This is a genomic window from Bradyrhizobium sp. Pha-3 (assembly GCF_042258325.1).
GTDB lineage: Bacteria > Pseudomonadota > Alphaproteobacteria > Rhizobiales > Xanthobacteraceae > Bradyrhizobium > Bradyrhizobium elkanii.
This window is the reverse complement of the sequence record NZ_CP170151.1, coordinates 3,871,002-3,891,643: the sequence shown is the minus strand read 5'-3', so window position 1 is coordinate 3,891,643 and position 20,642 is coordinate 3,871,002. Positions and strand designations below refer to the sequence as shown.

Annotated in this window: 21 protein-coding genes; 12 read left to right on the top strand and 9 right to left on the bottom strand. The window is 61.2% G+C overall.

What is annotated here, in order from left to right; genetic code table 11:
* Positions 1 to 21 precede the first annotated feature (21 nt).
* From ACE10X_RS17920 to ACE10X_RS17910, 3 genes are all read right to left on the bottom strand, one after another.
* Positions 22 to 1,536 (bottom strand): AMP-binding protein, encoded by a 1,515-nt coding sequence (locus ACE10X_RS17920; RefSeq protein WP_375764435.1) that lies wholly within the window; start codon positions 1,534 to 1,536, stop codon positions 22 to 24.
* Positions 1,537 to 1,541: 5 nt separating this feature from the next.
* On the bottom strand, positions 1,542 to 1,943 hold the full coding sequence (locus tag ACE10X_RS17915; protein WP_375764434.1) for a hypothetical protein: 402 nt from the start codon (positions 1,941 to 1,943) through the stop codon (positions 1,542 to 1,544).
* A 73-nt stretch (positions 1,944 to 2,016) separates the two neighbouring features.
* Positions 2,017 to 3,165 (bottom strand): amidohydrolase family protein, encoded by a 1,149-nt coding sequence (locus ACE10X_RS17910; protein WP_375764589.1) that lies wholly within the window; start codon positions 3,163 to 3,165, stop codon positions 2,017 to 2,019.
* A 77-nt stretch (positions 3,166 to 3,242) separates the two neighbouring features.
* Between ACE10X_RS17910 and ACE10X_RS17905 the strand changes: the two genes are divergently transcribed.
* From ACE10X_RS17905 to ACE10X_RS17870, 8 genes are all read left to right on the top strand, one after another.
* Positions 3,243 to 4,454, top strand: a complete 1,212-nt coding sequence (locus tag ACE10X_RS17905; protein ID WP_304555891.1) for an NAD(P)/FAD-dependent oxidoreductase — start codon at positions 3,243 to 3,245, stop codon at positions 4,452 to 4,454.
* Positions 4,455 to 4,470: 16 nt separating this feature from the next.
* Positions 4,471 to 5,766, top strand: coding sequence for an aromatic ring-hydroxylating dioxygenase subunit alpha (locus ACE10X_RS17900; RefSeq protein ID WP_375764433.1), 1,296 nt, complete (start codon positions 4,471 to 4,473; stop codon positions 5,764 to 5,766).
* Between the two features lie 10 nt (positions 5,767 to 5,776).
* The gene (locus ACE10X_RS17895) at positions 5,777 to 6,262 is read left to right on the top strand and encodes an aromatic-ring-hydroxylating dioxygenase subunit beta (RefSeq protein ID WP_038381873.1); all 486 of its coding nucleotides are present in this window, start codon (positions 5,777 to 5,779) and stop codon (positions 6,260 to 6,262) included.
* A 13-nt stretch (positions 6,263 to 6,275) separates the two neighbouring features.
* The gene (locus tag ACE10X_RS17890; RefSeq protein WP_038381854.1) at positions 6,276 to 7,037 is read left to right on the top strand and encodes an SDR family NAD(P)-dependent oxidoreductase; all 762 of its coding nucleotides are present in this window, start codon (positions 6,276 to 6,278) and stop codon (positions 7,035 to 7,037) included.
* On the top strand, positions 7,034 to 7,357 hold the full coding sequence (locus ACE10X_RS17885; protein WP_028342783.1) for a non-heme iron oxygenase ferredoxin subunit: 324 nt from the start codon (positions 7,034 to 7,036) through the stop codon (positions 7,355 to 7,357). The genes ACE10X_RS17890 and ACE10X_RS17885 overlap by 4 nt, the downstream gene beginning before the upstream one ends.
* A 154-nt stretch (positions 7,358 to 7,511) precedes the next feature.
* Positions 7,512 to 8,090, top strand: coding sequence for a TetR/AcrR family transcriptional regulator (locus ACE10X_RS17880; RefSeq protein WP_028342784.1), 579 nt, complete (start codon positions 7,512 to 7,514; stop codon positions 8,088 to 8,090).
* Positions 8,087 to 8,977 (top strand): VOC family protein, encoded by an 891-nt coding sequence (locus tag ACE10X_RS17875; protein ID WP_051002550.1) that lies wholly within the window; start codon positions 8,087 to 8,089, stop codon positions 8,975 to 8,977. Before ACE10X_RS17880 ends, ACE10X_RS17875 begins: the two co-directional genes overlap by 4 nt.
* A gap of 26 nt (positions 8,978 to 9,003) precedes the next feature.
* Positions 9,004 to 9,852 (top strand): VOC family protein, encoded by an 849-nt coding sequence (locus ACE10X_RS17870; RefSeq protein ID WP_038381855.1) that lies wholly within the window; start codon positions 9,004 to 9,006, stop codon positions 9,850 to 9,852.
* 482 nt (positions 9,853 to 10,334) lie between these two features.
* Here ACE10X_RS17870 and ACE10X_RS17865 read toward each other — a convergent pair whose 3' ends face one another.
* The 4 genes from ACE10X_RS17865 to ACE10X_RS17850 form a co-directional block, all read right to left on the bottom strand.
* The gene (locus tag ACE10X_RS17865; RefSeq protein WP_038381856.1) at positions 10,335 to 11,441 is read right to left on the bottom strand and encodes a nitronate monooxygenase family protein; all 1,107 of its coding nucleotides are present in this window, start codon (positions 11,439 to 11,441) and stop codon (positions 10,335 to 10,337) included.
* Positions 11,442 to 11,473: 32 nt separating this feature from the next.
* Positions 11,474 to 12,283: an enoyl-CoA hydratase/isomerase family protein gene (locus ACE10X_RS17860; RefSeq protein WP_038381857.1), complete on the bottom strand. Its 810-nt coding sequence runs from the start codon at positions 12,281 to 12,283 to the stop codon at positions 11,474 to 11,476.
* Between the two features lie 67 nt (positions 12,284 to 12,350).
* Positions 12,351 to 13,496 carry an acyl-CoA dehydrogenase family protein gene (locus ACE10X_RS17855; protein WP_038381876.1) on the bottom strand — a complete coding sequence of 382 codons (1,146 nt, stop codon included), beginning with the start codon at positions 13,494 to 13,496 and terminating at the stop codon, positions 12,351 to 12,353.
* A 14-nt stretch (positions 13,497 to 13,510) separates the two neighbouring features.
* Positions 13,511 to 14,716: an ABC transporter substrate-binding protein gene (locus tag ACE10X_RS17850; protein WP_038381858.1), complete on the bottom strand. Its 1,206-nt coding sequence runs from the start codon at positions 14,714 to 14,716 to the stop codon at positions 13,511 to 13,513.
* A 279-nt stretch (positions 14,717 to 14,995) separates the two neighbouring features.
* Between ACE10X_RS17850 and ACE10X_RS17845 the strand changes: the two genes are divergently transcribed.
* Positions 14,996 to 16,609, top strand: a complete 1,614-nt coding sequence (locus ACE10X_RS17845; RefSeq protein WP_038381859.1) for an AMP-binding protein — start codon at positions 14,996 to 14,998, stop codon at positions 16,607 to 16,609.
* A gap of 11 nt (positions 16,610 to 16,620) precedes the next feature.
* On the opposite strand, the gene ACE10X_RS17840 is transcribed toward ACE10X_RS17845, so the two are convergent.
* Entirely contained in the window at positions 16,621 to 17,262 is a 642-nt protein-coding gene (locus ACE10X_RS17840) for a TetR family transcriptional regulator C-terminal domain-containing protein (RefSeq protein WP_225162469.1), read from the bottom strand.
* Between the two features lie 239 nt (positions 17,263 to 17,501).
* Complete coding sequence (locus ACE10X_RS17835) at positions 17,502 to 17,675, bottom strand: hypothetical protein (protein ID WP_155258656.1); 174 nt, start codon at positions 17,673 to 17,675, stop codon at positions 17,502 to 17,504.
* A gap of 696 nt (positions 17,676 to 18,371) precedes the next feature.
* Between ACE10X_RS17835 and ACE10X_RS17830 the strand changes: the two genes are divergently transcribed.
* From ACE10X_RS17830 to ACE10X_RS17820, 3 genes are all read left to right on the top strand, one after another.
* Positions 18,372 to 18,911 (top strand): hypothetical protein, encoded by a 540-nt coding sequence (locus ACE10X_RS17830; protein ID WP_375764432.1) that lies wholly within the window; start codon positions 18,372 to 18,374, stop codon positions 18,909 to 18,911.
* 93 nt (positions 18,912 to 19,004) lie between these two features.
* Positions 19,005 to 20,108, top strand: coding sequence for a DNA polymerase IV (gene dinB / locus ACE10X_RS17825; RefSeq protein ID WP_375764431.1), 1,104 nt, complete (start codon positions 19,005 to 19,007; stop codon positions 20,106 to 20,108).
* A gap of 278 nt (positions 20,109 to 20,386) precedes the next feature.
* Positions 20,387 to 20,620, top strand: coding sequence for a hypothetical protein (locus tag ACE10X_RS17820; protein WP_225162472.1), 234 nt, complete (start codon positions 20,387 to 20,389; stop codon positions 20,618 to 20,620).
* Positions 20,621 to 20,642: the final 22 nt, after the last annotated feature.

Here is a 20,642-nt window from a genome sequence, read left to right as displayed (position 1 = left end):
CCTGTAATTGGCAATAGGTACTCAGACCGGCCGAACGCCGGTTTGAAGATAGTGGTCGCGCAGTTTCCGCTTGAAGATCTTGCCGCTCGCCTCCCGCGGCAGGGCATCGTGGAAAACAAACCGCTTGGGAACCTTGAAGCGTGCGAGGCGCTGCTCCAGGAAAGCCGTGACGTCATCCGGTGCGGGCCAGCCGTCCGGCTCGGCTTCGATCGCCGCGATCAGGCTTTCGCCGAATTCAGCGTCGGGCACGCCAAACACTGCGCAGTCCCGCACTCCGGGGCAATTGACCAGCACGTTCTCGATCTCGGCCGGGTAGATGTTGACTCCGCCCGAAATCACCATGTCGCGCTTGCGATCGCAGATGTAGAGGAAGCCGTCGGCGTCGAGATAGCCGATATCCCCGCACGTCACGAGCCCTGCGCGATCGACCTGTGCGCGCTGCTCCGGGCGGCCGTGATAGGTAAAATCCGAATAGGCTTCAGTCCGCAGATAAATCTCGCCGACTCCGCCCGCAGCAACATCGCCGCCTTCCTCATCGTAGATTCTGAGCTCGGTCCCCGTCATAGGCCGGCCGACCGTGCCTGGATGGGCAAGCCATTCTGCCGTATTGCAGCCGACCGCGGCGCCGGTCTCCGTCGCGCCATAGGTCTCGTGAATCACCGGTCCCCACCAATCGATCATCCCGCGCTTCACGTCGGGCGGACATGCAGCACCGGTGTGCGTCACCCAGCGGATCGACGAGAGGTCGTAGGTGCTGCGAACGCAGCGGCTAAGCCGTAGAAGGCGGACGAACATGGTGGGCACCATTGTCAGATGCGTAATCCGATGTTCGGCAATGACACGCAGCAGATCTTCGGGATCGAAGCTCTGTTGCAATACCGTGAGGTCGGCGTGCTGGAAGGCCTGTCGCGCGAACGCACCGGGCGACGCGTGGTAGAGAGGACCACAGACGAAAGCCCGCATGCCGGCTTCGATGCCGTAAATCTCACGAAGCAGCGTCGCGTTCTTCTTGATCTGCTCCGGTGTCATCGGCGCACGCCGTACACCTTTCGGATGTCCCGTCGTGCCGGACGTATAGATCATCGTGCCCCGCGGCGCGCGAGCCGGCTGCACCCAAGGCGCAGCCTTATTGCGAAATGCCTGCCAATCGTGACTGATTGAAGCCGATAGCGCCGACGGCGCGACAGAAGCGGCGGGGTCGTCGATGACAAAGGTCGGCAATGCCGCAGGAACGGCTTGGGCGACCGCCCCGATCAGATCGCGGTGTCCGATCAGGGCCCGTGGCGTGCAGTCCGCCAGGATGTAGGCTATTTCGTCGGCTTTGCTATGCCAGTTCAAGGGGACGACATAGGCGCCGAGCAGCGCGGCAGCGTGCAGGATCTCGAAATAGCAGGGATCGTTGCGGATCAGGAGCGCGATCGCATCGCCTTCGCGGACGCCGGCTGCCTCAAGCGCGGTGGCGGCACGGCTGCCGCAGTCGAGCAGATCCTGGCGGGCAACATAGCGATTTCCGATCAGGATCGTCTTGTCGGCCATCGTACTCACTCCAAACACACTGTCACCTCGGCACGCGCTGGCGGTAGCAAGACGCTGTCGAGCAGGGCGAACTCAGCCTCCGTGAGCTCAAGCGGAACTGAAAACGTCAACGCGTCCATGTGGCCGCTGAGAATTGTCGGGTAGTGCCATTCCGCTCTCGCGATCGTCCGACCGCGACCTCGGAATTCGAACACCATCGGTTCGTGTGTGCTTGCGCCACGTCCAGCCTGATAGCCGTCTCCGATGGCGTAGACTTCGCACGCGAAGCTTCCCGGTTCACGGCGCTGCACTGCGACCTCGATGTCGAGCAGGCCGAATGCCGGGTCGGCCGCCGCGCCAGTCTGATAGAAGTAGACGAAGGGGATACGGCCGTATTTGCTTGCGCCCCGCGCCGCGTCAGATGGCACCTGAGCATCGCTACGGCCCGGAGTTCTCGGCGGAATTGGACCCAGCAGGCACATTTGCGGCAGTGAACGACAGTCAGCCATGGGATGGCCCCGCCTCGCTCGTCCCTGGCGCTTCCGAGGCTCGGAGCACTGCCACGTCATAATGCCGGCCGAGGAAACCGAAGGAATTCTCGGCAAGCACGGCATCGCTGCCGAGCGCCCGCGTGGCGAACGTGCCGGGCTGCTTCTGCCGTATCGTATAGGGGTAGTCGGATCCCACGACGATCCGACTCTCGCCTACCGCATTGCCGAGAAACGACAGCGACACCGGATCGTAGAGAAGCGTGTCATACCAGAATTGCCTGGCCAGTTCGGAAGGTGTCCGCGTCATCTTGCCTTTTGCACCCAGCAACCAGCCAAAATCCATTCGCGGCAAAATCCATGTCAGCGCTCCACCGCCATGGCTGAGCAGGATCCGGAGCCGTGGAAACCTTTCCGGAACGCCGGCGGCCAGCAGTGATACCGAGGCAAGCGCCGTCTCGAGCGGAAACACGGCTGTGGCTGCGAATTCCGGGCTGCTGCCCAAGCGCTCCATGCCGCTCGGGTGCAGCGGATGCACGAAAATGCCGAGATCGAGCGACTGGGCAGCCTCGTAGACCGGAAACAGGCTTTCGCTACCGAGTGCCACGCCGTTGATGTGCGTTCCGATCTCGATCCCCGCGAAGCCGAGCGCCTTGATTTTCTCCAGCTGCTGGACGGCGCGCGGCACATCCTGCATGCACACCATGCCTATGCCCGCAAAATTGCGCGGCGCCTGCGCAATCATGCCCGCGATCTGATCGTTCATCGCTGCCCCAAGATACTCGGCGTCGTCAGGCGGTAGCCAATGCGACAGCAGCTCCGGCATCGGCGAGAGCACCTGCATGTCGGTGCCATCTTCGATCATGTCAGCAAGCCGCCGCTGCACATCCCACGATCTGGTATCAATCCTTCGAAAGACTTTCCCGGCAATCATCACCGACGCCTGATCGCCGGTAGAATGCTCGATGCTCGGCCAGCGTGGATCCCGCTTTGGGTCCGCGGCGAGCCGCGCAGGCACAACATGCGTGTGAATATCGATCACGGCGCCCAACACGCTCTCCCTGTTGCCCGCTTGCGAGCTTGTTGTCGCGATCCCTGCCCGCGCCATCCGGCGCGTGGCAGAATTCACTTTACAAACAGGAATGATTGTTTTTATCTTCACTGTCAAGACGCCTTCGCGTCAAAGCAGCGGCAGCGAAAATGCCGCAAGCCGAGAAGCGGCTAAGGGAGCGAACAACGTTGGATTCGCAGCAAGCGCGCATCGTGATCGTGGGAGCCGGACAGGCCGGTGCCCGGGCCGCCGAGGCATTGCGTGCAGCCGGACATCGCGGCCCGATCAGCCTGATCGGCGAAGAAGAGCATCTTCCCTACGAGCGCCCGCAACTGTCGAAGGCCATGCTGATCGACCGCGAAGCCGTTCCGGCCCTGATCCGGCAGGCTCGGGAGTGGCGTGATCTCGACATAGCCCTGCTCACCTCGTCGCGCGTGGTGGCCGCCGATGCACAGCGGCGCGCTGTCGTCCTTGCAAACGGGCAAGAGCTTTCGTTCGACCGACTGCTGCTCGCGACCGGGACGCGGGTGCGGCGACTGCCCGAACTCGACAATGGCCCCCTTCCCGTCCGCTATCTCCGTGGCATCGGCGATGCGCTCGCTCTGCGCCGGGAATTGCAGCCGGGACGGCGAGTGGCGCTTGTCGGCGGCGGGGTCGTCGGCCTCGAGGTCGCCTCCGCCGCAACTGGGCGGGGTTGCCAGGTCACGATCATCGAGAAAGCCGAGGGCCTGTTGCCTCAGATTGGCTCCCCCTCGCTCGGCCGATTTCTTCGCCACCTCCATTCGTCGAAGGGTGCGGAGATTATCTGCGGCGCCGTGGTAGTGCGAACCACGTCTTACGGACTGGAGCTCGGCGACGGCCGAACCATTCCCGTCGATATCGCCCTGGTGGGAGTCGGCGTCGAACCGGTCACCGAGCTTGCGGCCCAATTGGGCCTCGAGTCCCAGCACGGGATTCGCGTCACGCCGACCGGCGCCACCGCCGCCGATGGAATCTTTGCCGCAGGCGACGTCGCTGAGCAGTGGAGCCGAAGCCATGAACGCTGGATGCGCGTCGAGAACTGGGCAAACGCCCAGAACCAGGCGATCGCCACCGCCAGGTGCATGGCTGGAATAGAGACCGCCTATGACGCACCGCCCTGGTTCTGGTCCGACCAGTACGACGCCAACATCCAGGTTGTCGGCAATCCAGCCGGCGGACACGAGATAGTCAGGGGCGACGTTGACGCCGGGCGCTTCACGTCGATCAGCGTCCGCGATGACGAGATCATCGGCGGCACCACCGTCAATGCCGCGCGAGACATGGCGGTACTGCGCCGTCTCGTCGCCGCACGAAAGCCGGTTCGAAAAAACGAACTTGAGAATCCCGCCTTTCAGCTGAAGCGCTTACTCGCCGCCTAGGGAAGAGGACACCGCAATGAACGCAGAACACCCGCAGCCCGCGCTGCTCGTCGATCCGGTCCAGCGCGTTTTCAAGGTGGCGCGACGTAACTTCGTCGATCCCGAGATCTTCAGGGCCGAGAAGGAAAAGATATTCGACCGCTCGTGGCTATACCTCGGGCATTCGTCCGAGCTTCCCAAGCCCGGCGACTTCGTTACCCGCAAGGTGGCCGGCCGGGGCATCCTGTTCACCCGGGACAGCAAGGGAGAGCTGCGTGCATTGCTCAACACCTGCCCGCATCGCGGCGCTCAGGTTTGCCGCGAGCGCAAGGGCAACGCCAAGTCATTCCAGTGCTTCTATCACGGCTGGGTGTTCGGCGCGGACGGCAAGCTCCGTAGCCAGCCGGGCGAGGCCTCCTACCCCGAGGGTTTCAAGGGCCGCGACACCTCGAACATGCAACCGGTGCCGCGGTTCGAGACCTACCGCGGCTTCAACTTCGTCTCATTCGATAGCGACATTGTTCCGCTCGTCGACTACCTCGCCGGCGCGAAGGAATACCTCGACGTGATATGCGATCAGACCGACGCCGGAATGTCGATTGTCGCGGGCAGCCAGGAATATTCGATCCGGGCCAACTGGAAGCTGCTCACCGAAAACAGCATCGACGGCTATCATGCCGCGACCACCCACGCGACGTACTTCGATATCCTTATGAGCTCGACCGATAATCTTGCCACCGGAATGGGCGGCGGCGGCTATGGCTACGATCTCGGCAATGGCCACGCGGTGCTTGAATATGGTGCGCCGTGGGGACGGCCGGTCGCACAGTGGATTCCCGGCTGGGGAGAAGCCGGCAAGTCCGAGATCGATCGGATCTACGCCGATCTCGTCCAGCGTCACGGCGAGGCGCGCGCCGAGCGGATCGCGCGCAAGAACCGCAACCTTTTCATTTTCCCAAATCTCGTCGTGAATGACATCATGGCATTGACCGTGCGCACCTATTACCCAATGGCACCCGACTACATGGTCATCAATGCATGGGCGTTAGCGCCAAACGACGAATCCGCGTGGGCGCTAAAGTATCGGCTCAATAACTTTCTCGAGTTCCTTGGCCCCGGCGGCTTTGCCACGCCCGACGACGCTGAAGCGCTCGAGCATTGCCAACGTGGCTTCGAGAATTCCAAGGAAGCTCTTTGGAACGACATCTCGAAGGGAATGGGCAAGGACAAGGCTCATCACGACGACGAGCTACAGATGCGCGCGTTCTGGACGCAGTGGAACAAGCAGATGTTCCCCGCACCGGCATCCGGCATCAAGAGTGTCGCGGCCTGAGGAGAACGAAATGCAATCCGTAAGCCGCACCGAAGTAGAAGATTTTCTGTTCAACGAGGCCGAGCTGCTCGATCAATGGCGATTGCCGGAATGGCTGACACTCTTCACCGAGGACGCCAGGTACGAAGTGCCCTGCACCGACCTGCCGGCGGATGCATCGTCGGACAGCAGTCTGTTCTACATCGCCGACGACCGCATGCGGCTTGGCGAGCGGGTCAAACGGCTGATGAAGCGTACCGCGCATGCGGAGTTTCCGCATTCGAAGACCAGCCGGATCGTCGGCAACGTCCGCATTCAGTCGCGACATGAGGATGAGCTCGACGTCAGCGCCGTGTTCCAGACGCTACGGACCAAGGACGGCGTCACCGATCTCTACTTCGGGACGAACAAATATCGCCTTGCGCTGCAAGGGGAAGGCTTTCGCATCCGGGAAAAGCGCTGCCTGCTCGGCGGCGAAGGCCTGCGGCCGAGCGGCCGCATCAGTATCGTTCTTTGACAGGTCAGATTAGATGAATTCCCGCTTCAAAGGACAGACGGTCGTGATCACCGGTGCTGCCAGCGGCATCGGTGTCGTCATCGCTCGCCATTTTGCCGATGCCGGCGCCAACCTCGTGCTCTCGGATATTGACGAGAAGCGCCTTGGGACAGTCGCCGACGACATCTCCAGGAGCGATGTCCAGCGACCGGTCGTAAGAGCCGGCGACCTTTCGCGGGAGGACGTCGCAGGCGGCGTCATCAAGGCTGCCGTCGAGACATTTGGAACTCTCGACGTGCTCGTGAACAACGCCGGCGGGGGGATTATCAAGCCGTTCCTCGATCACACGCCGGCCACGTTGCGGACCACGATCGATCGCAATCTCTGGACAACGCTGTGGTGCACCTGGCACGCCGTCCCGATCATGAAGGCCAGGGGTTACGGCCGCATCGTCAACATCGGAGCGGACTCGGTCCGCAACGGGCTTTGGGATCACGCCGCCTACAATGCCGCGAAGGGTGGCGTGCACGCGATGGCGACCGGCCTCGCGCGTGAATTTGCCAAGGACGGCATCACTGTGAATGTCGTGGCCCCCTGCATCGTCGACACCCCCCAGGTGCGGCAAGTTACACTCAAGGCGCCAAAGGCACTGCAACGCTTCATCGACGTGGTGCCGATGGGACGCGCGGCCGAGATGGACGAAGTGGCATCGATGGTATGCTATCTGGCTTCGAAGGAGGCATCGTTCGTGACTGGACAGGTTATCAGCGTCAATGGCGGAAGTACGATGCTATGACGATCACGACCAGCGGCATTCTCATCGGCAGGGTTGAGGACTTTCCTGAGGGGGAGATTCGTCCCGCGGCGATGCCGGACGGTACCAATCTCGCCATCTACAACGTCGGCGGTGCGATCTACGCCACGGCGGACCTGTGCACCCATGGCGAGGCCTCGCTATCCGACGAAGGCATCCTGACGGGAAACATCGTCGAATGTCCCTGGCATTTTGGTACATTCGATGTCACCAGCGGTGAGCCGACCGGCATGCCGTGTACGGTTCCTTTGAAGACCTTCCCGGTCAAGGTGATTGAAGACGGCGTCTATGTCCAACTCTGAAGACCCCAAGCTGACCTCTCGCCGGGGCCCCCAGGCATCCCGCGCACCGGCACCCCGGCAAAAGCTGAGATCGCGCCGGGACAGCACGGCCGAGCCGAAATACTCGCCTCGGCGAACCCAGGCAGAGCGCAGCGAGACTACGCGTAAGCAACTGATGGAAGCCGCCGTCAAGCTTATTCGCCGGAACGGCCTCGGCGGCCTGCGCACCATCGAAGTTGCCGACCTCGCCGGCGTTTCGCGCGGTGCACTAATGCATCACTTTCCCAGCAAGCACGAGCTCGTGGTGGCTGTGCTGGCCTATGTCAACGAGGTCACGTTCACCCAGAGCATGCGCCGTGCGCAATCGGCGCGGCACGACGGCGGCGATCCGATCGACGGCATCATCAAGGACGCCCAGGACTTCTTCTTCGGCGACTATTTCTTCATCGAGCTCGCTGTCGCAATGAGCGATGACAGTACCCGGCAGCTGAGGCGCGAGACGCACCAGTTTGCCCGGCAGACGCGCTTCTCGATCGAGGCAACCTGGCTCGATACGCTGATATCGTCGGGAATTCCGGAGCAGCTCGCGAAGGATGTACTTGCCTTGACCCTGAGCGTGGTTCGCGGCTTCTCGGTCAGGATGCTGATCGAGAAGGATCCGGATCGCTTCTCGCGCCTTCTTGGTGTCTGGCGCACGATCGTCCGGCAGTACATCGAGGATGCGATGCCCACGCAGTCGAGAAAGCGGACATGACGGGACGGGTTTCGGCAGAAGGAACGCCGCACGATTCACTGATCGGGCTCTGCTACGTCAGATTGGCCGTCCGCGAGCCGCAGCCGGCGGCAGCATTCGCCGCCGACATCCTGGGGCTGCAGCCGGTGCCCGACAAACAGGCCCTGCTGTTCCGATCGGACGACCGCTATCACACGTTGTCGCTTGTGCCGGCGACGGCATCATCCTCGGTCGGCATCGAGGTTTCCGGTCAGGCTGCTCTCGATCGCGTGGAGCAAGCACTTCAGAAGCGCGGCTTCACGGCGCGCCGGGCAGACCCCGATGAGTGCAAGCAGCGCTTCGTGCGCGATGCACTCATCGTGCGGGATGCCAGCGGCAACGAGATCGACCTGGTGCTACGGCCGGCGCAAAGCGGCCGCCGCTATTTTCCCAGCCGAGACGCTGGCATTACCGGACTGCAGGGCGTCGGACTGCGCAGTCTCACGTTGAAGGACGACCAGCAATTCTGGAGCTCCATCCTTGGCGCCCGGATCAGCGATTGGGCCGGCGACGTGACCTACCTCAGGCTCGACCGGAAGCACCACCGCCTTGCCCTCTACCCGTCTGATCGAGCCGGCATTCTCTATGTCAGCTATGGCGTCGAAAGCCTGGATGCGATCATGCAGGGCCACTATTTCGTGCAGGAACGCCAGATCAAGATCCTGCACGGTCCCGGACGCGAGCCCGCATCCGGACAGATCTTTCTGAGATTTGAAGGGCCAGAGGGGTATGTGTTTTCCTACACCCACGGCCTCAAGGACGTCGATCCCGATCACCACCCACGGCAGTTCTCCGCGCACCCCTCCTCGCTTTGCGAATGGGGCAGTCCATGCCAGGGCATCCCCGAAATACAGCTGGCTAGCGATTGACGTACGCTGAGATATGGAGGCGCAACATGATTGAATTGCGGGATCTCGCTTATGTACGGCTGGGCACTTCCAACCTCGAGGACGCGCAAAGTTTCGCAACCAGGAGCCTCGGCCTGCAGGTTGGCGAGCAGGCGAAGGCAGCGCTCTATCTGCGGTCCGACGACCGGGCCCACACGCTCTGCTATTTCGAGGGCGATCCGCAGGACCAGACAGTGGCTTTCGAAGTCATCGATGAAGACAAGCTCAACGCTGCCGGCGCGGCCCTCGATTCGTTGGGACATGCCGTCCACGCCGGTACGCCGGATGAGTGCGCGCTCCGCAAGGTCAGGGCCTTCATCGGTTTCAAGGATCCGACCGGAAATCAGATCGAGCTGGTGGTGCGCCCCGAGCGCAACGGCAAGCGATATTTCGCCACCCGCGATGCGGGAATTACCGGGTTCAGTCATGTAGGACTATTTACGACTGATCCCGTGCGGGACGAACTGTTCTGGACCCAAGTGTGTAACGCGCGGGTCAGCGACCGCATCGGCGACATCGCGCTGATGCGGGTTAACGCGATCCATCACACTGTGGCGCTCGCCCCTGGTCGGGGGCCGGGTGTCCACCACATCAACCATCAGGTCGAAAGCAACGACGATGTGCTGAGGTCATATTATCATCTGTCTGGCCAGCGCGTTCCGATCGTCTTTGGTCCGGGCCGCCACCCGACCTCGGGCGCGCGGTTTCTGTATTTCCAGGGCCCAGACGGGATGGTATTCGAATATTCAGTCGGCGTAGATGAGATCGAGGACGAAACGACGCACCGTCCTCGACAGTTCGGCTTCGAACCCTCTAGCCTCTGTATGTGGGGCGCAAAATCGGGTCGCGCGCGCTAACAATTCCTTGCTCGCGTTGCTGCGCGTTCAGCCCGGCAGTCCCGCTATAATGCTCGCGCGAAATTGGCGAAGAACTCATTCGCGAGCTTCTTGCGGCCCCGTTGATAAGTCGTTGCTCCAACTGCGGTCGATCTTCGCGCCAACGTGGTAGCAAGAGCGAGCCTTCCTCGCGCTCGACGGGATCAACCTTGGCCGGTGAAGCTCGGCGGATATGGGACACAGCATTTCTGGCGGTTGAGACCCCGCGATACTCGATCACCTTTCGAACCATGCTCGGTGCCGAGGCGCCAATGGCCGACGGGAAACAAGCTTCGAAGCGTCGAACGGTTGGCCAGCGTGCATTCGCGGCCAACAGGATGCTGCGGCAAACGGCCGGGCAGTCCTTGCTTCGCACAAGCGCAAGATGGCTCGGAGTCATCCGCATCGGCGATCAATATTAGCTGCTGCCTGCGGCGTACGCCGATTCCGCGCAGATTCTACAGCTAGGATTTTGAGCTTAAAGTCTTCAGGACGGCCAGGCACTCGGATGTCATGCTTTTCATGATATCGCGAACGGGCCGTTCAGCCTTGATGCTGCCGACAATTTGCCCTGACATGTAACCCATGTAGTCGACCGCGTTGGCCAGTTCGAGCCGCTTGAGCGCAGGTGCAACAAGCAGCTTTTGCGCTGCAAGCGGCAGCGGCTCTGGTGCGTCAGGAGCATCCCACGCGTCTGTCCACTTGCTGCGCAAGCCGCGCAGCGGCTTCCCGGTGTCGTATTTGCGCTGGATGGCGTCTTGTGAGCGCGCTGCTACGAACCTCTTGCGCATGTCGGGAGACAACTCACTCTCGGAAGCGCCGAGCCAGATCGTCCCGCACCACACGCCCTCGGCTCCCAGCGCAAACGCGGCTGCGACATGCCGGCCGCTACCGACGCCCCCCGCGGCCAGCACCGGAATCGGCGCGACCGCTTCGACCACTTCCGGCCAAAGTACCATTGAGGAGATCGTACCGGTGTGTCCTCCTGCTTCGCTTCCCTGTGCTACGATCAGATCAACGCCAGCCCGCACATGCTTGAGCGCATGTTCGGCGCTGCCGGCCATCGCACCGACCTTGATGCCGCGGCTGTGCAGCCTATCGACGACATAGGCCGGCGGCGCGCCCATAGCGCTCAGCACGAACTTCGCCTGCGGATGCCGGACCACGATCTCCAGGACCTCGAGAACACCCTCTTCGGTGTGCCCGTGGCCCGGCGGCTTCTCGCGTAGCATCTCCGCCTCGACTTCCGGCGGCAATGGCGGGATTCCTGCGTTGTTCAACAGCTTTTCGACGAACTCGATGTGCTCCTTTGGCAGCGCCTTAAGCCGTTCCGACATTGGTGTGACCTGCCCGACCTTGTTAGCGAACAGAACATCAATGCAATAAGGGCGTCCGCCAGTCTTCTCATCCATGTCGGTGAGGATGCGTTCGAGCTCGTCTGGCTGATAGTAGCTGGCCGCCAGCGCGCCCATTCCTCCAGCATTGGTCACCTCGATCGCGACCTCAGGTTTGTGCGTAAAGCCGAAGATTGGGACCTCGATCCCGAACATTTCAGTAATACGGTTGCGCATCGGCACTCCAGTCTACGCGTTGCAGGTTCGGTTCAAGCCTGACCGAACTTCGGCTTGCGCCTCTCTTTGAACGAAATCGTCGCCTCCTTGTGGTCGGCGGTCTCGAACGTCACCTGCTCAAGCGCCATCGATGCCTCGAGCAGCAGGTTCACCCGATCCTTGACGATCTGGTTGATCGACAGTTTGGTCCAGCGGATCGCCCAGGTCGGCCCGTTGGCAAGCTCGACAGCGATCTCGCGGGCCATGGCCAATACCTCGGTGCGCGGCGCGACATGGTTGACCAGCCCGACCCGTTCCGCTTCCCTGCCCTTCAGGAGCGTGCCACGGATCAGGAACTCCTTGGCTTTGTTGATACCGACCAGCAGCGGCCAGATCACGGTGCCACCGTCGCCGGCGACCAGGCCGACACGCGAGACGTGAGTGTCACCGATCCGCGCATCCTCCGCCATCACGGTGATGTCACAGAGCAGCGCGTGGGTCGCCGCAAGCCCGATGGCATCGCCGTTGATTGCCGCGATGATCGGCTTGTCGAGCTCGAGCTGGCGGGTAACGCCGCGCCGGCTGATCATGGGGTCATGCACTTCGCCTTCCTCAAGCACGTCGCCGCCCGGTCGCTCCGACATCGCCTTCACGTCGCCGCCGACGCTGAAGAAGTCGCCGGCGCCTGTCAGTATCACGACATTGACGGCATGATCGTCGGCGACGTCGTCCCAGATCGTCCGCAGCTCGCGGATCAGCTTTTGGTTGATGGCATTGCGCGCTTGCGGCCGATTCAACGTCACGGTCGCGATCTTGTCGGCAACCTCTACCTTCAGGCATTCATATTTGGCGTACTGGTTCATCGTCGACTCCAATCAGGATGGTTGTTCTCTGATCTCTTGCGCGGCCGGTCTGGTCCCGTCGTTCTGGTTACAAAGCCCGCGCAATCAATTCCTTCATGACCTCGTTGGAGCCGCCCCAGATCTTCTGGATACGACCGTCGCACCACATCCTCGCGACAGGATATTCCAGCATGTAGCCGTAACCTCCGTGCAGCTGCACGCATTGGTCTATGATCTCGCACTGCTTCTCGGTCGCCCACCATTTCGCCATCGCCGCGGTTTCCGCGTCGAGTGTTCCGGCGATTAGCCGTTCGATGCAGGATTCGAGAAATGTACGCGTAACGGAAGCGGCGGTCTTGGCTTCGGCAAGCACCATCCGCGTGTTCTGGAATTCGATCAGACGTTTGCCGAATACCTTCCGCTCTTTGACATAGGTGACGGTTTCGGCCAGCGCGGCTTCGCTCAAGGCAAGCGCCTGCATGGCGATATTGATGCGCTCCTTGGCGAGTTGCTCCATCAGCTGATAAAATCCGCGGCCCTCAACGCCTCCAAGCAGATTGCCGACCGGCACGCGCGCATCATCGAAGAACAGCTCGGCCGTATCCTGTGCCTTGAGGCCGACCTTGTCGAGCCGGCGCCCGCGCTGGAATCCGGCCGTGTTCGCGGTTTCGATGACCAGCAGGCTGAAGCCGCGAACGCCGTTGTCGTCAGCGGCATCGGTCTTGACGGCGAGGCAGATCAGATCCGCGGTGTGGCCGTGCGTGATAAAGGTCTTCTGCCCGTTGACGACATACGCGTCGCCGTCCCGACGCGCATGGGTCCTGATGGCCCTGACGTCGGATCCGGCGCCCGGCTCACTCATCGCGAGCGCCGCCACAAGATCGCCGCTGGCCATGCGCGGCAACCAGCGGCGCTTTTGTTCCTCGGTGCCGTACTGAGTCAAATAAGGCGCCAGGATCACATTCTGCAGCGGTATGCTGAAATCGGGAAACGCGATCCACGCGAGCTCCTCGATGATGACGGCCTCGTGCCAGAAATCGCCGCCGCCACCGCCATATGCCTCCGGAGAGCTGGCGCAAAGCAGGCCGAGCGCGCCTGCCCTGCGCCACAGATCGCGGTCGATATATCCCCTCGTACGCCACGCATCCGCGTTCGGTGCGACTTCCTCTGCAAGGAAGCGACGAACAGTCTGACGGAAGAGATCAAGTTCGGCGAGATCACGCGTCGCGGTCATGCGCTGATCCGGGGTCATTGACTTGCCAGCGGGCAGCCGCCCTGATCGAGCGGCCGCACCGCTTTGTCCGCAGGGATCACGGCGATCTGCTTATAATAGTCCCAGGCGACCTTGGATTCCTTCGGCGACTTCACCTCGAAGAGGTAGAGATCGCGGAGTACGCGGCCATCGGCCCGCAGCTTGGCATTGTGCGACATGAAGTCGTTGATGGGCATCTCCCGCATCTTGGCCATCACCTTATCGGGATCCTTGGAGCCGACGGCCTTGACTGCCTTCAGATAGTGATTGACGACGCTGTAGGCGCCGGCCTGCACTTGCGTCGGCATGGCATTCATCCGCTCATAGAACCGCTTGGCGAATGCGCGCGTCTCGTTGTTCTGGTCCCAGTAAAACGCTTCGGCAACGATGATGCCCTGGGAATCCTTCAGACCGACGCCGTGAATGGCGTCGATCGTGGCCATCAGCGCCGCGAGACGCTGGCCCCGTGATTTAAGGCCGAACTCCTCGCCCTGCTTGAGAACGGTGGCAAGATCGGCACCCGCCTCAACGACGCCGATCACTTTCGCTTTGGAGGCTTGCGCCTGCAGCAGGAACGACGAGAAGTCCGTCGCGCCTGTCGGCGTACGCACCGAGCCGATCACCGTGCCTCCGCCGGCCTTGACGGCCGCGGACGCATCGCCTTCAAGGCTCGCGCCGAACACGGTGTCGTTAGTCAGAAAGAACCATGAATTTTCGCCGCGACTGACGAGACCAGTGGTCGGCCCATGCCCCAACGAATACGTGTCGTAAGTCCACTGCGCGACATAGGGCGAGCATTTCGTGCCGGTAAGCTCCGAACTAGCCGCCGCATTGAACAGCGCGAGCTTCTTCTTGCTCTTGGTCATGTCGGCGATAGCCAAGGCAAGGCCCGAGAACGGCACGTCGATGATCGCGTCCACATTCTCCTCGTCGTACCACTTCCTCGCGATCGCAACGCCGACATCGACCTTCAGTTGGAAATCCGCCGAGACGATCTCGACCGGCTTGCCGAGCACCGGCCCCGCATCTTCGGCTGCGAGCTTTGCCGCCTCGACGCTGCCTCGCCCCCCGGCAGCGGAATAAACCGACGACTGGTCGCCGAGAACGCCGATCTTGACAGGCGTATCTTCGCTGGCCGGCGCGGCCACCGGCCCCACGACCAGCAGCGCGATGACCCCAATCCCGGTCCATCTCCAAAGCATGCTCACCTCCCCACCGTTGTTTGATTATTGGGCTTCCATCGCCATGATGGCATAATTTGTCGGACGTTCAACAAAATTATTATTGCCTTCTTCCGCCGCCCCCTTAGGATCGTTCTTGGAGCCGGAAGAGCGGAACAAGGCGATCGATGCGACCTGCCGCCATGGAACGCGCAAGTCGGGCGTGCCCGATCGGTAGACAAAATTGCGGCTAGTCGCGGCCTGGGACCGGCCCAAGCGGCTGGTCGAACTTGCCCGCAATGGCCTGGGAGAAGGACGACAGTGCCCGAGACGATCTTCGAAGCATTTCGCGCGAGTACAGCCGCAGCGCCGGACAACGCCTTCATCTGCGTGCCAGCCGGCACCTCCTACGCTCCCGATGGAATTGAGTGGACCTACCATGATGTCATGCGGCGCGTGGCGGCTCTCGCCGAATGCTACAGGCGCGCCGGATACGGGCTTGGACATCGCGTCGCCTTGCTCGTCGAGAACAGACCCGACTATTTTCTGCACTTGCTAGCGCTCAATGCGGTGGGAGCAAGCGTGGTACCGGTTAACCCCGATCACCGACACGCCGAACTGCTCTACCAGATGCAGCACAGCGGCGTGGTCCTTGCGGTCGCCCTTCCCCATCACGTTGAACGGCTGACTGCAGTTGCGGACGAATTGGCAGGTCAGTTCGTCGTCCTCACCGTGGACAGCTTGCCGGAACGGCTGCCCTCGCCGGAACGACCTGCGGCCGCCGGCACGCTCGATCGAAAAACCGAGGCAGGGATTTTCTATACATCCGGCACGACTGGCCGCCCGAAAGGCTGCCTGACCACAAACGACTATTGGCTCTCCGCCGGCGAATGGTTCTTTATTCTTGCAGGAAGCGGCGGCCGCTTTTCGATCGCGCCGGGCCAAGATCGCCTATTCAACCCGATGCCGGTCTTCCACGTCCATGCTGGCGTAGTCGCCCTGATGCCGATGCTGCTGTCGCAGGGATGCGTAATCCGTCCCGAGTATTTTTCGGCGAAGCGTTGGTGGAACGAGGTATCAACCACCCGGGCGACCATCGTGCATTACATCGGAGCCGTACCACAGGCCTTGGTCGCCCTGGACAGTTCGCCGGACGAACGTGCGCATGGCGTCCGATTTGGCTTTGGCGCAGGAATGGAGCCTGCCATTCACCGCGAATTCGAGGAACGCTTTGGCATTCCTCATCTCGAGGTTTGGGGGATGACTGAGGTTGGACGCTGGACGGCCAACGATCAGGACCCGCGGCCAATCGGCGTTCGGGCGATCGGGCGTGCGGTTGGTCCACTCGAGGCAAGGGTAGTCGGCGAACACAACAGCGACGTTGCGGCAGGAGCCGAAGGCGAGCTTGTCGTCCGGCTGGCCGGCGAAAATCCTCGCAAAGGCTTCTTTGCCGGCTATCTCGATGACGAGGCCGCAACCGAGGCCGGGTGGAGCGGAGGCTGGTGGCATTCGGGCGACATTGTTCGCCAGGACGAAGACGGGATCATCTATTTCGTCGATCGGCGCAAGAACATGATCCGGCGCTCTGGCGAAAACATTGCGGCCACCGAAGTGGAGACCGTACTTTGCCGGCACCCCGCGGTTGATCAGATTGCGATTCTGGCTGTCCCTGACGAGAAGGCGGGAGAAGAGATCTTTGCCTGCGTCGTCCCTGCCCCGAACCGTATGGCCAACTATCAGCTTGCGCACGACATCGCCAACTATTGCAAGGAGCAGCTCGCCTACTACAAGGCTCCCGGATGGATTCTGTTCCTCGATCGGATGCCAGTCACCGCTACTCAGAAGATCAACAAGGCGCAAATCTTCGCACCCGGCTTGGATCCCCGGACCCTCACCGGCGCAATTGACCTGCGCGGAATGAAGAAGCGCAGTTAGCTACAAGCTCCTCAGTTTGCCACTCTTCTTGGCGGAAAGAACGCGTCGAGAAGGTCGTGACAAGCCGCTTCTCCCTCCGCGGCGGATATCGTTCTTGGATCGGCAGCCCAGCCGGACCACAGACCTTCGGTAAGCTGAGTGAGCGTGATCGCAAGACGGTCGGGATTAACTTTGGCACCCCGCGCATTCGCGGCGCGCTGCATAAGGTTGGCCAAGCCACGGCGATACGGCCGGTTCAGCTTGTGATAAATCTCGGCAAGATCAGGAGACCAGCGCGACGTGCTGGCCAGAGCGACCCAGACCAGGACCCTTTCCGGCGTGAACACGGGCGCCCGAAAACTTGCGCTGACGATAGCGTGCAAGCGGTCAAGCGGATCTTGGCCGGCCGCCTCCGCCGCAGCTCTCGTCGCCAGTTCAAAATCCTTGGCCACTTCCCCTACCGCGTGAAGCAACAACGCGTCCTTCCCAGGAAAATAGTGCCCGATCAGACCGCGCGAAAAGCCGGCCGCCTCGCAAATGGTCGCCACTGTCACGTCCTTGTAGCCGCGCTCCGCGATCGCCTTCATGACTGCGATCACGAACTCATGTCGCTTTGCTTCCTGATCGGACGATCCCACCGGGCGTCCCCGCGCCCGTTTTTCCGCTTTCTGCAAGCAACGATCTCCTCTTCCCGGCTCACCGGGCACACTAAATCATCGAATTTCTTTGAATGTCCATTCAATTTCGCACCCGCGCCCATGTGAGAGCTTTTGCGCTGAAGCAAGGTGCCGGATCGCAAAAACCACGTTGGTTTTTCCCGTTAAGCTTCAGGAACGATGCAAGCCATTTTCCGGTATTTGGCCTGGATTAGGCTAGCATTGCCTGCATTCGCAGGAGAGTGGAGCCCGGCACTTCAGCTCTCTCTGCCAGGCCAGTACTTCGCCTTGGTTGCAATCCAGCGCTCCGCGTCGGCTTCCGTATCAAAATCTCCGATGTGAGAATCCGGCCCATTGCCGGTCTTGACCGCTACAAACCAGCGACCGTCTTTTGTCTTCTCCGGCTGAAAATGAGGCGTCTTGGTCGTCATGCCACTCAGTATGCGATGTTGATGTCCAACATTCCACACGCCGCGACTGCGACGGAGGCTTAGCCCATTCGGGGCATGACGATAACATATAAGGTCCATCAAGGACGCGGAGAGCGTCGCCGGAAACCAAGAGCCCGTATTCGCACGGATACAACGAGCGTGTTCTGAGGCCCATGATCGAACCCTCGGCGGATAGCGCATGGGACGTTCGCTATGCCAACACTGTCCAGGCAAGAGACGGAAGCGCTCGCATGCAAATGTGACGTTTGCGGTCGTCATATGGCCCTGTTGGCCGAACTACGCTCCGTTGGTAAGTACGAAGCGGTCCATGTGTTTCGTTGCTATGGCTGCAATTCAGTGAAGTCGGAGCAAGAGGCCCGGCGCTGATTGGGTATCTTTCGCGACGGCCTCATGCGAGGCATCTCGCAGGGAGATCTCGGCAAAAATCAATCACGGGCGCAGCAACGTTCGGTCCTGATCACTACTAGTTGGCCCGCTCTCCCGGCGCGATTCCTGGTGGTTTATCTCCCTGCGATTGGCGCAATCTCCGATCGTGCCTGAGACGCCAGTCGAATAGCGTCAGCCCGAAACTGTGGTGAGATCAAGCACCCACCGTGCGACGCAATATAATCCCTACTGCAGCCCCGCCCTCGTCGAGGCGACCAATCGCTTCGCCAGATTGCGATGATGATAACCATGCTGCCGGACGTCGTCGCGAATACCGTGGCTGACAGATCGAACGACACGCTTCTGTTTGCGCCACCTTCCGGCGATTGCCGAAGGGATAGAGCCACCCCGAATAACAACCAGAAGCTCGTTGCTCCTGTTCAAATAAACATCGTACATAACACTCCCCGCTTACTTGCCGTAAACTCCAATCAACGCCTGGTTGCGAAGCAGCAGACCCTGCCCAGCGCGTTACGCTGGACGGTCTTCCGGAATCCCCTGCAAGGCCTGTCGAGCAACGCGCCCAAGAGCCCCAAGCGTCTTTTTCCCCTGCTGGGCGGCCCGCAGCAGCTTTCGCGCGATGAACTTCCTGGTTTCGTGATCGCCACCGCCGTTCGGGAGATCGCGGCAGACTTCATCCAGAACAACATCGAGGTTAGCGGTCGTCCGCTCGTCAAACTGCTTCATGAAAAGGCTCGCAACGAAATGAAGACAAACACTCCGGGCGAAGGCCAAAACGTCCAAGCCTGGGCGATATCGCCGAAGTCCAATAGCGAGTTGGTAACATGAGGCTCACGACGTCCGACCGGCCAGTTCGGAACCGGACTTTTCCCCGTTTTCCCCGCCATTCCCGCGCGCGACGGCCTCGAGTACTGTCTCCGAATGAATTCGCCAGACCAGGCGCGGAACAGCGGCGAGGCCCGACCGCGCAAGATCATTCATATCGACATGGACGCGTTCTACGCGTCGGTGGAGCAACGGGACAATCCCGACTTGCGCGGCAAGCCACTGGCCGTCGGTGGCTCCGCAGAACGCGGCGTCGTGGCCGCAGCGAGTTACGAGGCCCGCAAGTTCGGGGTCCGCTCAGCAATGCCGTCGGTCACCGCAAAGCGTCAGTGTCCGGAGCTGGTTTTCGTGAAGCCGCGTTTCGAGGTCTACAAGGCCGTCAGCCGGCAGATCCGGGACATCTTCGCCGAGCACACGGAAATCATCGAGCCGCTGTCGCTGGACGAGGCATATCTCGACGTCACCGAGAACATTCAGAAGATCGCGCTCGCAACCGAGATCGCTACCGCTATCAGGGCCAAAATCCTCGCCGAAACCGGCCTCACGGCCTCTGCCGGAATCTCCTACAACAAGTTCCTGGCGAAGCTCGCGTCCGACCATCGTAAGCCCAACGGCCAGTTCGTCATCACACCCGGGATGGGGCCTGCCTTCGTGGAGAATCTCCCCGTTGGCCGATTCCACGGCATCGGCCCGGCGACGACAGCCAAGTTCAACGGCCTCGGCATCTTCACCGGGCTCGACATCCGCAACCAGACGCTCGAGTTCATGAACACGAATTTCGGCAAATCCGGCGCCTACTACTACTGCATCTCGCGCGGCGTCGACGAGCGTCCGGTTCGAGCGAACCGGATACGAAAGTCCATCGGCGCAGAGAATACATTCTCGAACGATTTGACAGCGTTCGACGCCCTGGCGGTCGAGCTCCAGTCGCTCATCGACAAGGTCTGGCGGCATTGCGAAAGCACCGGCAGCCGAGGGCGCACGGTGACGCTAAAGGTCAAGTTCTTCGATTTCGAGATCATTACCCGCAGCAGATCGGTGTCTAGCCCGGTATCTAACCGCGCTGACCTCGAGCGTCTGGCTCTCGACCTGTTACGGCACGAGATGCCCTTGCCGAAATCCGTACGCTTGCTGGGCGTGTCGCTGTCAGCGCTCCATGACCAAGACCGAGCGGAACCTCAACTCGATCTCCCGATTTAGCACTCTCGATAGACGCACCTCTAATTTCAGATCGCGCCTGCTGCGCAAGCCGGCCCCGGATGACCTGACCGAGCGAAAACCGCGCTTCGGGCGAAATTTCATGGGTAGCATTCACGCAGAACTCGCCGGCCCCTTCCGCGCTCAGTCCATCGAACGACCGCCGCTTCCCATTGAATCATCTTAAGCGCTTTCCATGCATTTCTCGCTAGACAGTGGGCAGAATTGGTCCAATTCTGCTGTGACAAGGAGACGGCATCATCGGCAACTCAGATCGACTAATGGACATGAAAGCGCAAAAGCTCGCTGCCCTTTGCTTTCTGACGGTTTTCGACGCCCCAGCGGCAGCATCTGCCCTCACCTTGGAAAATATCAAGGCAAGGCTTGAAGCAGCTGGCTATTCGCAAATCCGCGAAGTGCCATCTGGCAAGATCAAGACGTTCAAGGCCACACGGGATGGGAAGGAACGGTCCATTCTCGTCGACAGCACCGGCCATATCCAGGAATTGCAATAGAGTCCTTGAGGCCCGAACTGCA

What these genes read in the sequence shown, in the direction of transcription:
- ACE10X_RS17880 (WP_028342784.1), top strand. Translation starts at nt 7,512, where the DNA reads ATGGAAGCCGCCGTCAAGCTTATTCGCCGGAACGGCCTCGGCGGCCTG.
- ACE10X_RS17830 (WP_375764432.1), top strand. Translation starts at nt 18,372, where the DNA reads ATGCTGCCGGACGTCGTCGCGAATACCGTGGCTGACAGATCGAACGAC.
- ACE10X_RS17890 (WP_038381854.1), top strand. Translation starts at nt 6,276, where the DNA reads ATGAATTCCCGCTTCAAAGGACAGACGGTCGTGATCACCGGTGCTGCC.
- ACE10X_RS17885 (WP_028342783.1), top strand. Translation starts at nt 7,034, where the DNA reads ATGACGATCACGACCAGCGGCATTCTCATCGGCAGGGTTGAGGACTTT.
- ACE10X_RS17855 (WP_038381876.1), bottom strand. Translation starts at nt 13,496, where the DNA reads ATGACCGCGACGCGTGATCTCGCCGAACTTGATCTCTTCCGTCAGACT.
- ACE10X_RS17865 (WP_038381856.1), bottom strand. Translation starts at nt 11,441, where the DNA reads ATGCGCAACCGTATTACTGAAATGTTCGGGATCGAGGTCCCAATCTTC.
- ACE10X_RS17860 (WP_038381857.1), bottom strand. Translation starts at nt 12,283, where the DNA reads ATGAACCAGTACGCCAAATATGAATGCCTGAAGGTAGAGGTTGCCGAC.
- ACE10X_RS17895 (WP_038381873.1), top strand. Translation starts at nt 5,777, where the DNA reads ATGCAATCCGTAAGCCGCACCGAAGTAGAAGATTTTCTGTTCAACGAG.
- ACE10X_RS17920 (WP_375764435.1), bottom strand. Translation starts at nt 1,536, where the DNA reads ATGGCCGACAAGACGATCCTGATCGGAAATCGCTATGTTGCCCGCCAG.
- ACE10X_RS17870 (WP_038381855.1), top strand. Translation starts at nt 9,004, where the DNA reads ATGATTGAATTGCGGGATCTCGCTTATGTACGGCTGGGCACTTCCAAC.
- ACE10X_RS17835 (WP_155258656.1), bottom strand. Translation starts at nt 17,675, where the DNA reads ATGACGACCAAGACGCCTCATTTTCAGCCGGAGAAGACAAAAGACGGT.
- ACE10X_RS17820 (WP_225162472.1), top strand. Translation starts at nt 20,387, where the DNA reads ATGGACATGAAAGCGCAAAAGCTCGCTGCCCTTTGCTTTCTGACGGTT.
- ACE10X_RS17900 (WP_375764433.1), top strand. Translation starts at nt 4,471, where the DNA reads ATGAACGCAGAACACCCGCAGCCCGCGCTGCTCGTCGATCCGGTCCAG.
- dinB (WP_375764431.1), top strand. Translation starts at nt 19,005, where the DNA reads ATGAATTCGCCAGACCAGGCGCGGAACAGCGGCGAGGCCCGACCGCGC.
- ACE10X_RS17875 (WP_051002550.1), top strand. Translation starts at nt 8,087, where the DNA reads ATGACGGGACGGGTTTCGGCAGAAGGAACGCCGCACGATTCACTGATC.
- ACE10X_RS17850 (WP_038381858.1), bottom strand. Translation starts at nt 14,716, where the DNA reads ATGCTTTGGAGATGGACCGGGATTGGGGTCATCGCGCTGCTGGTCGTG.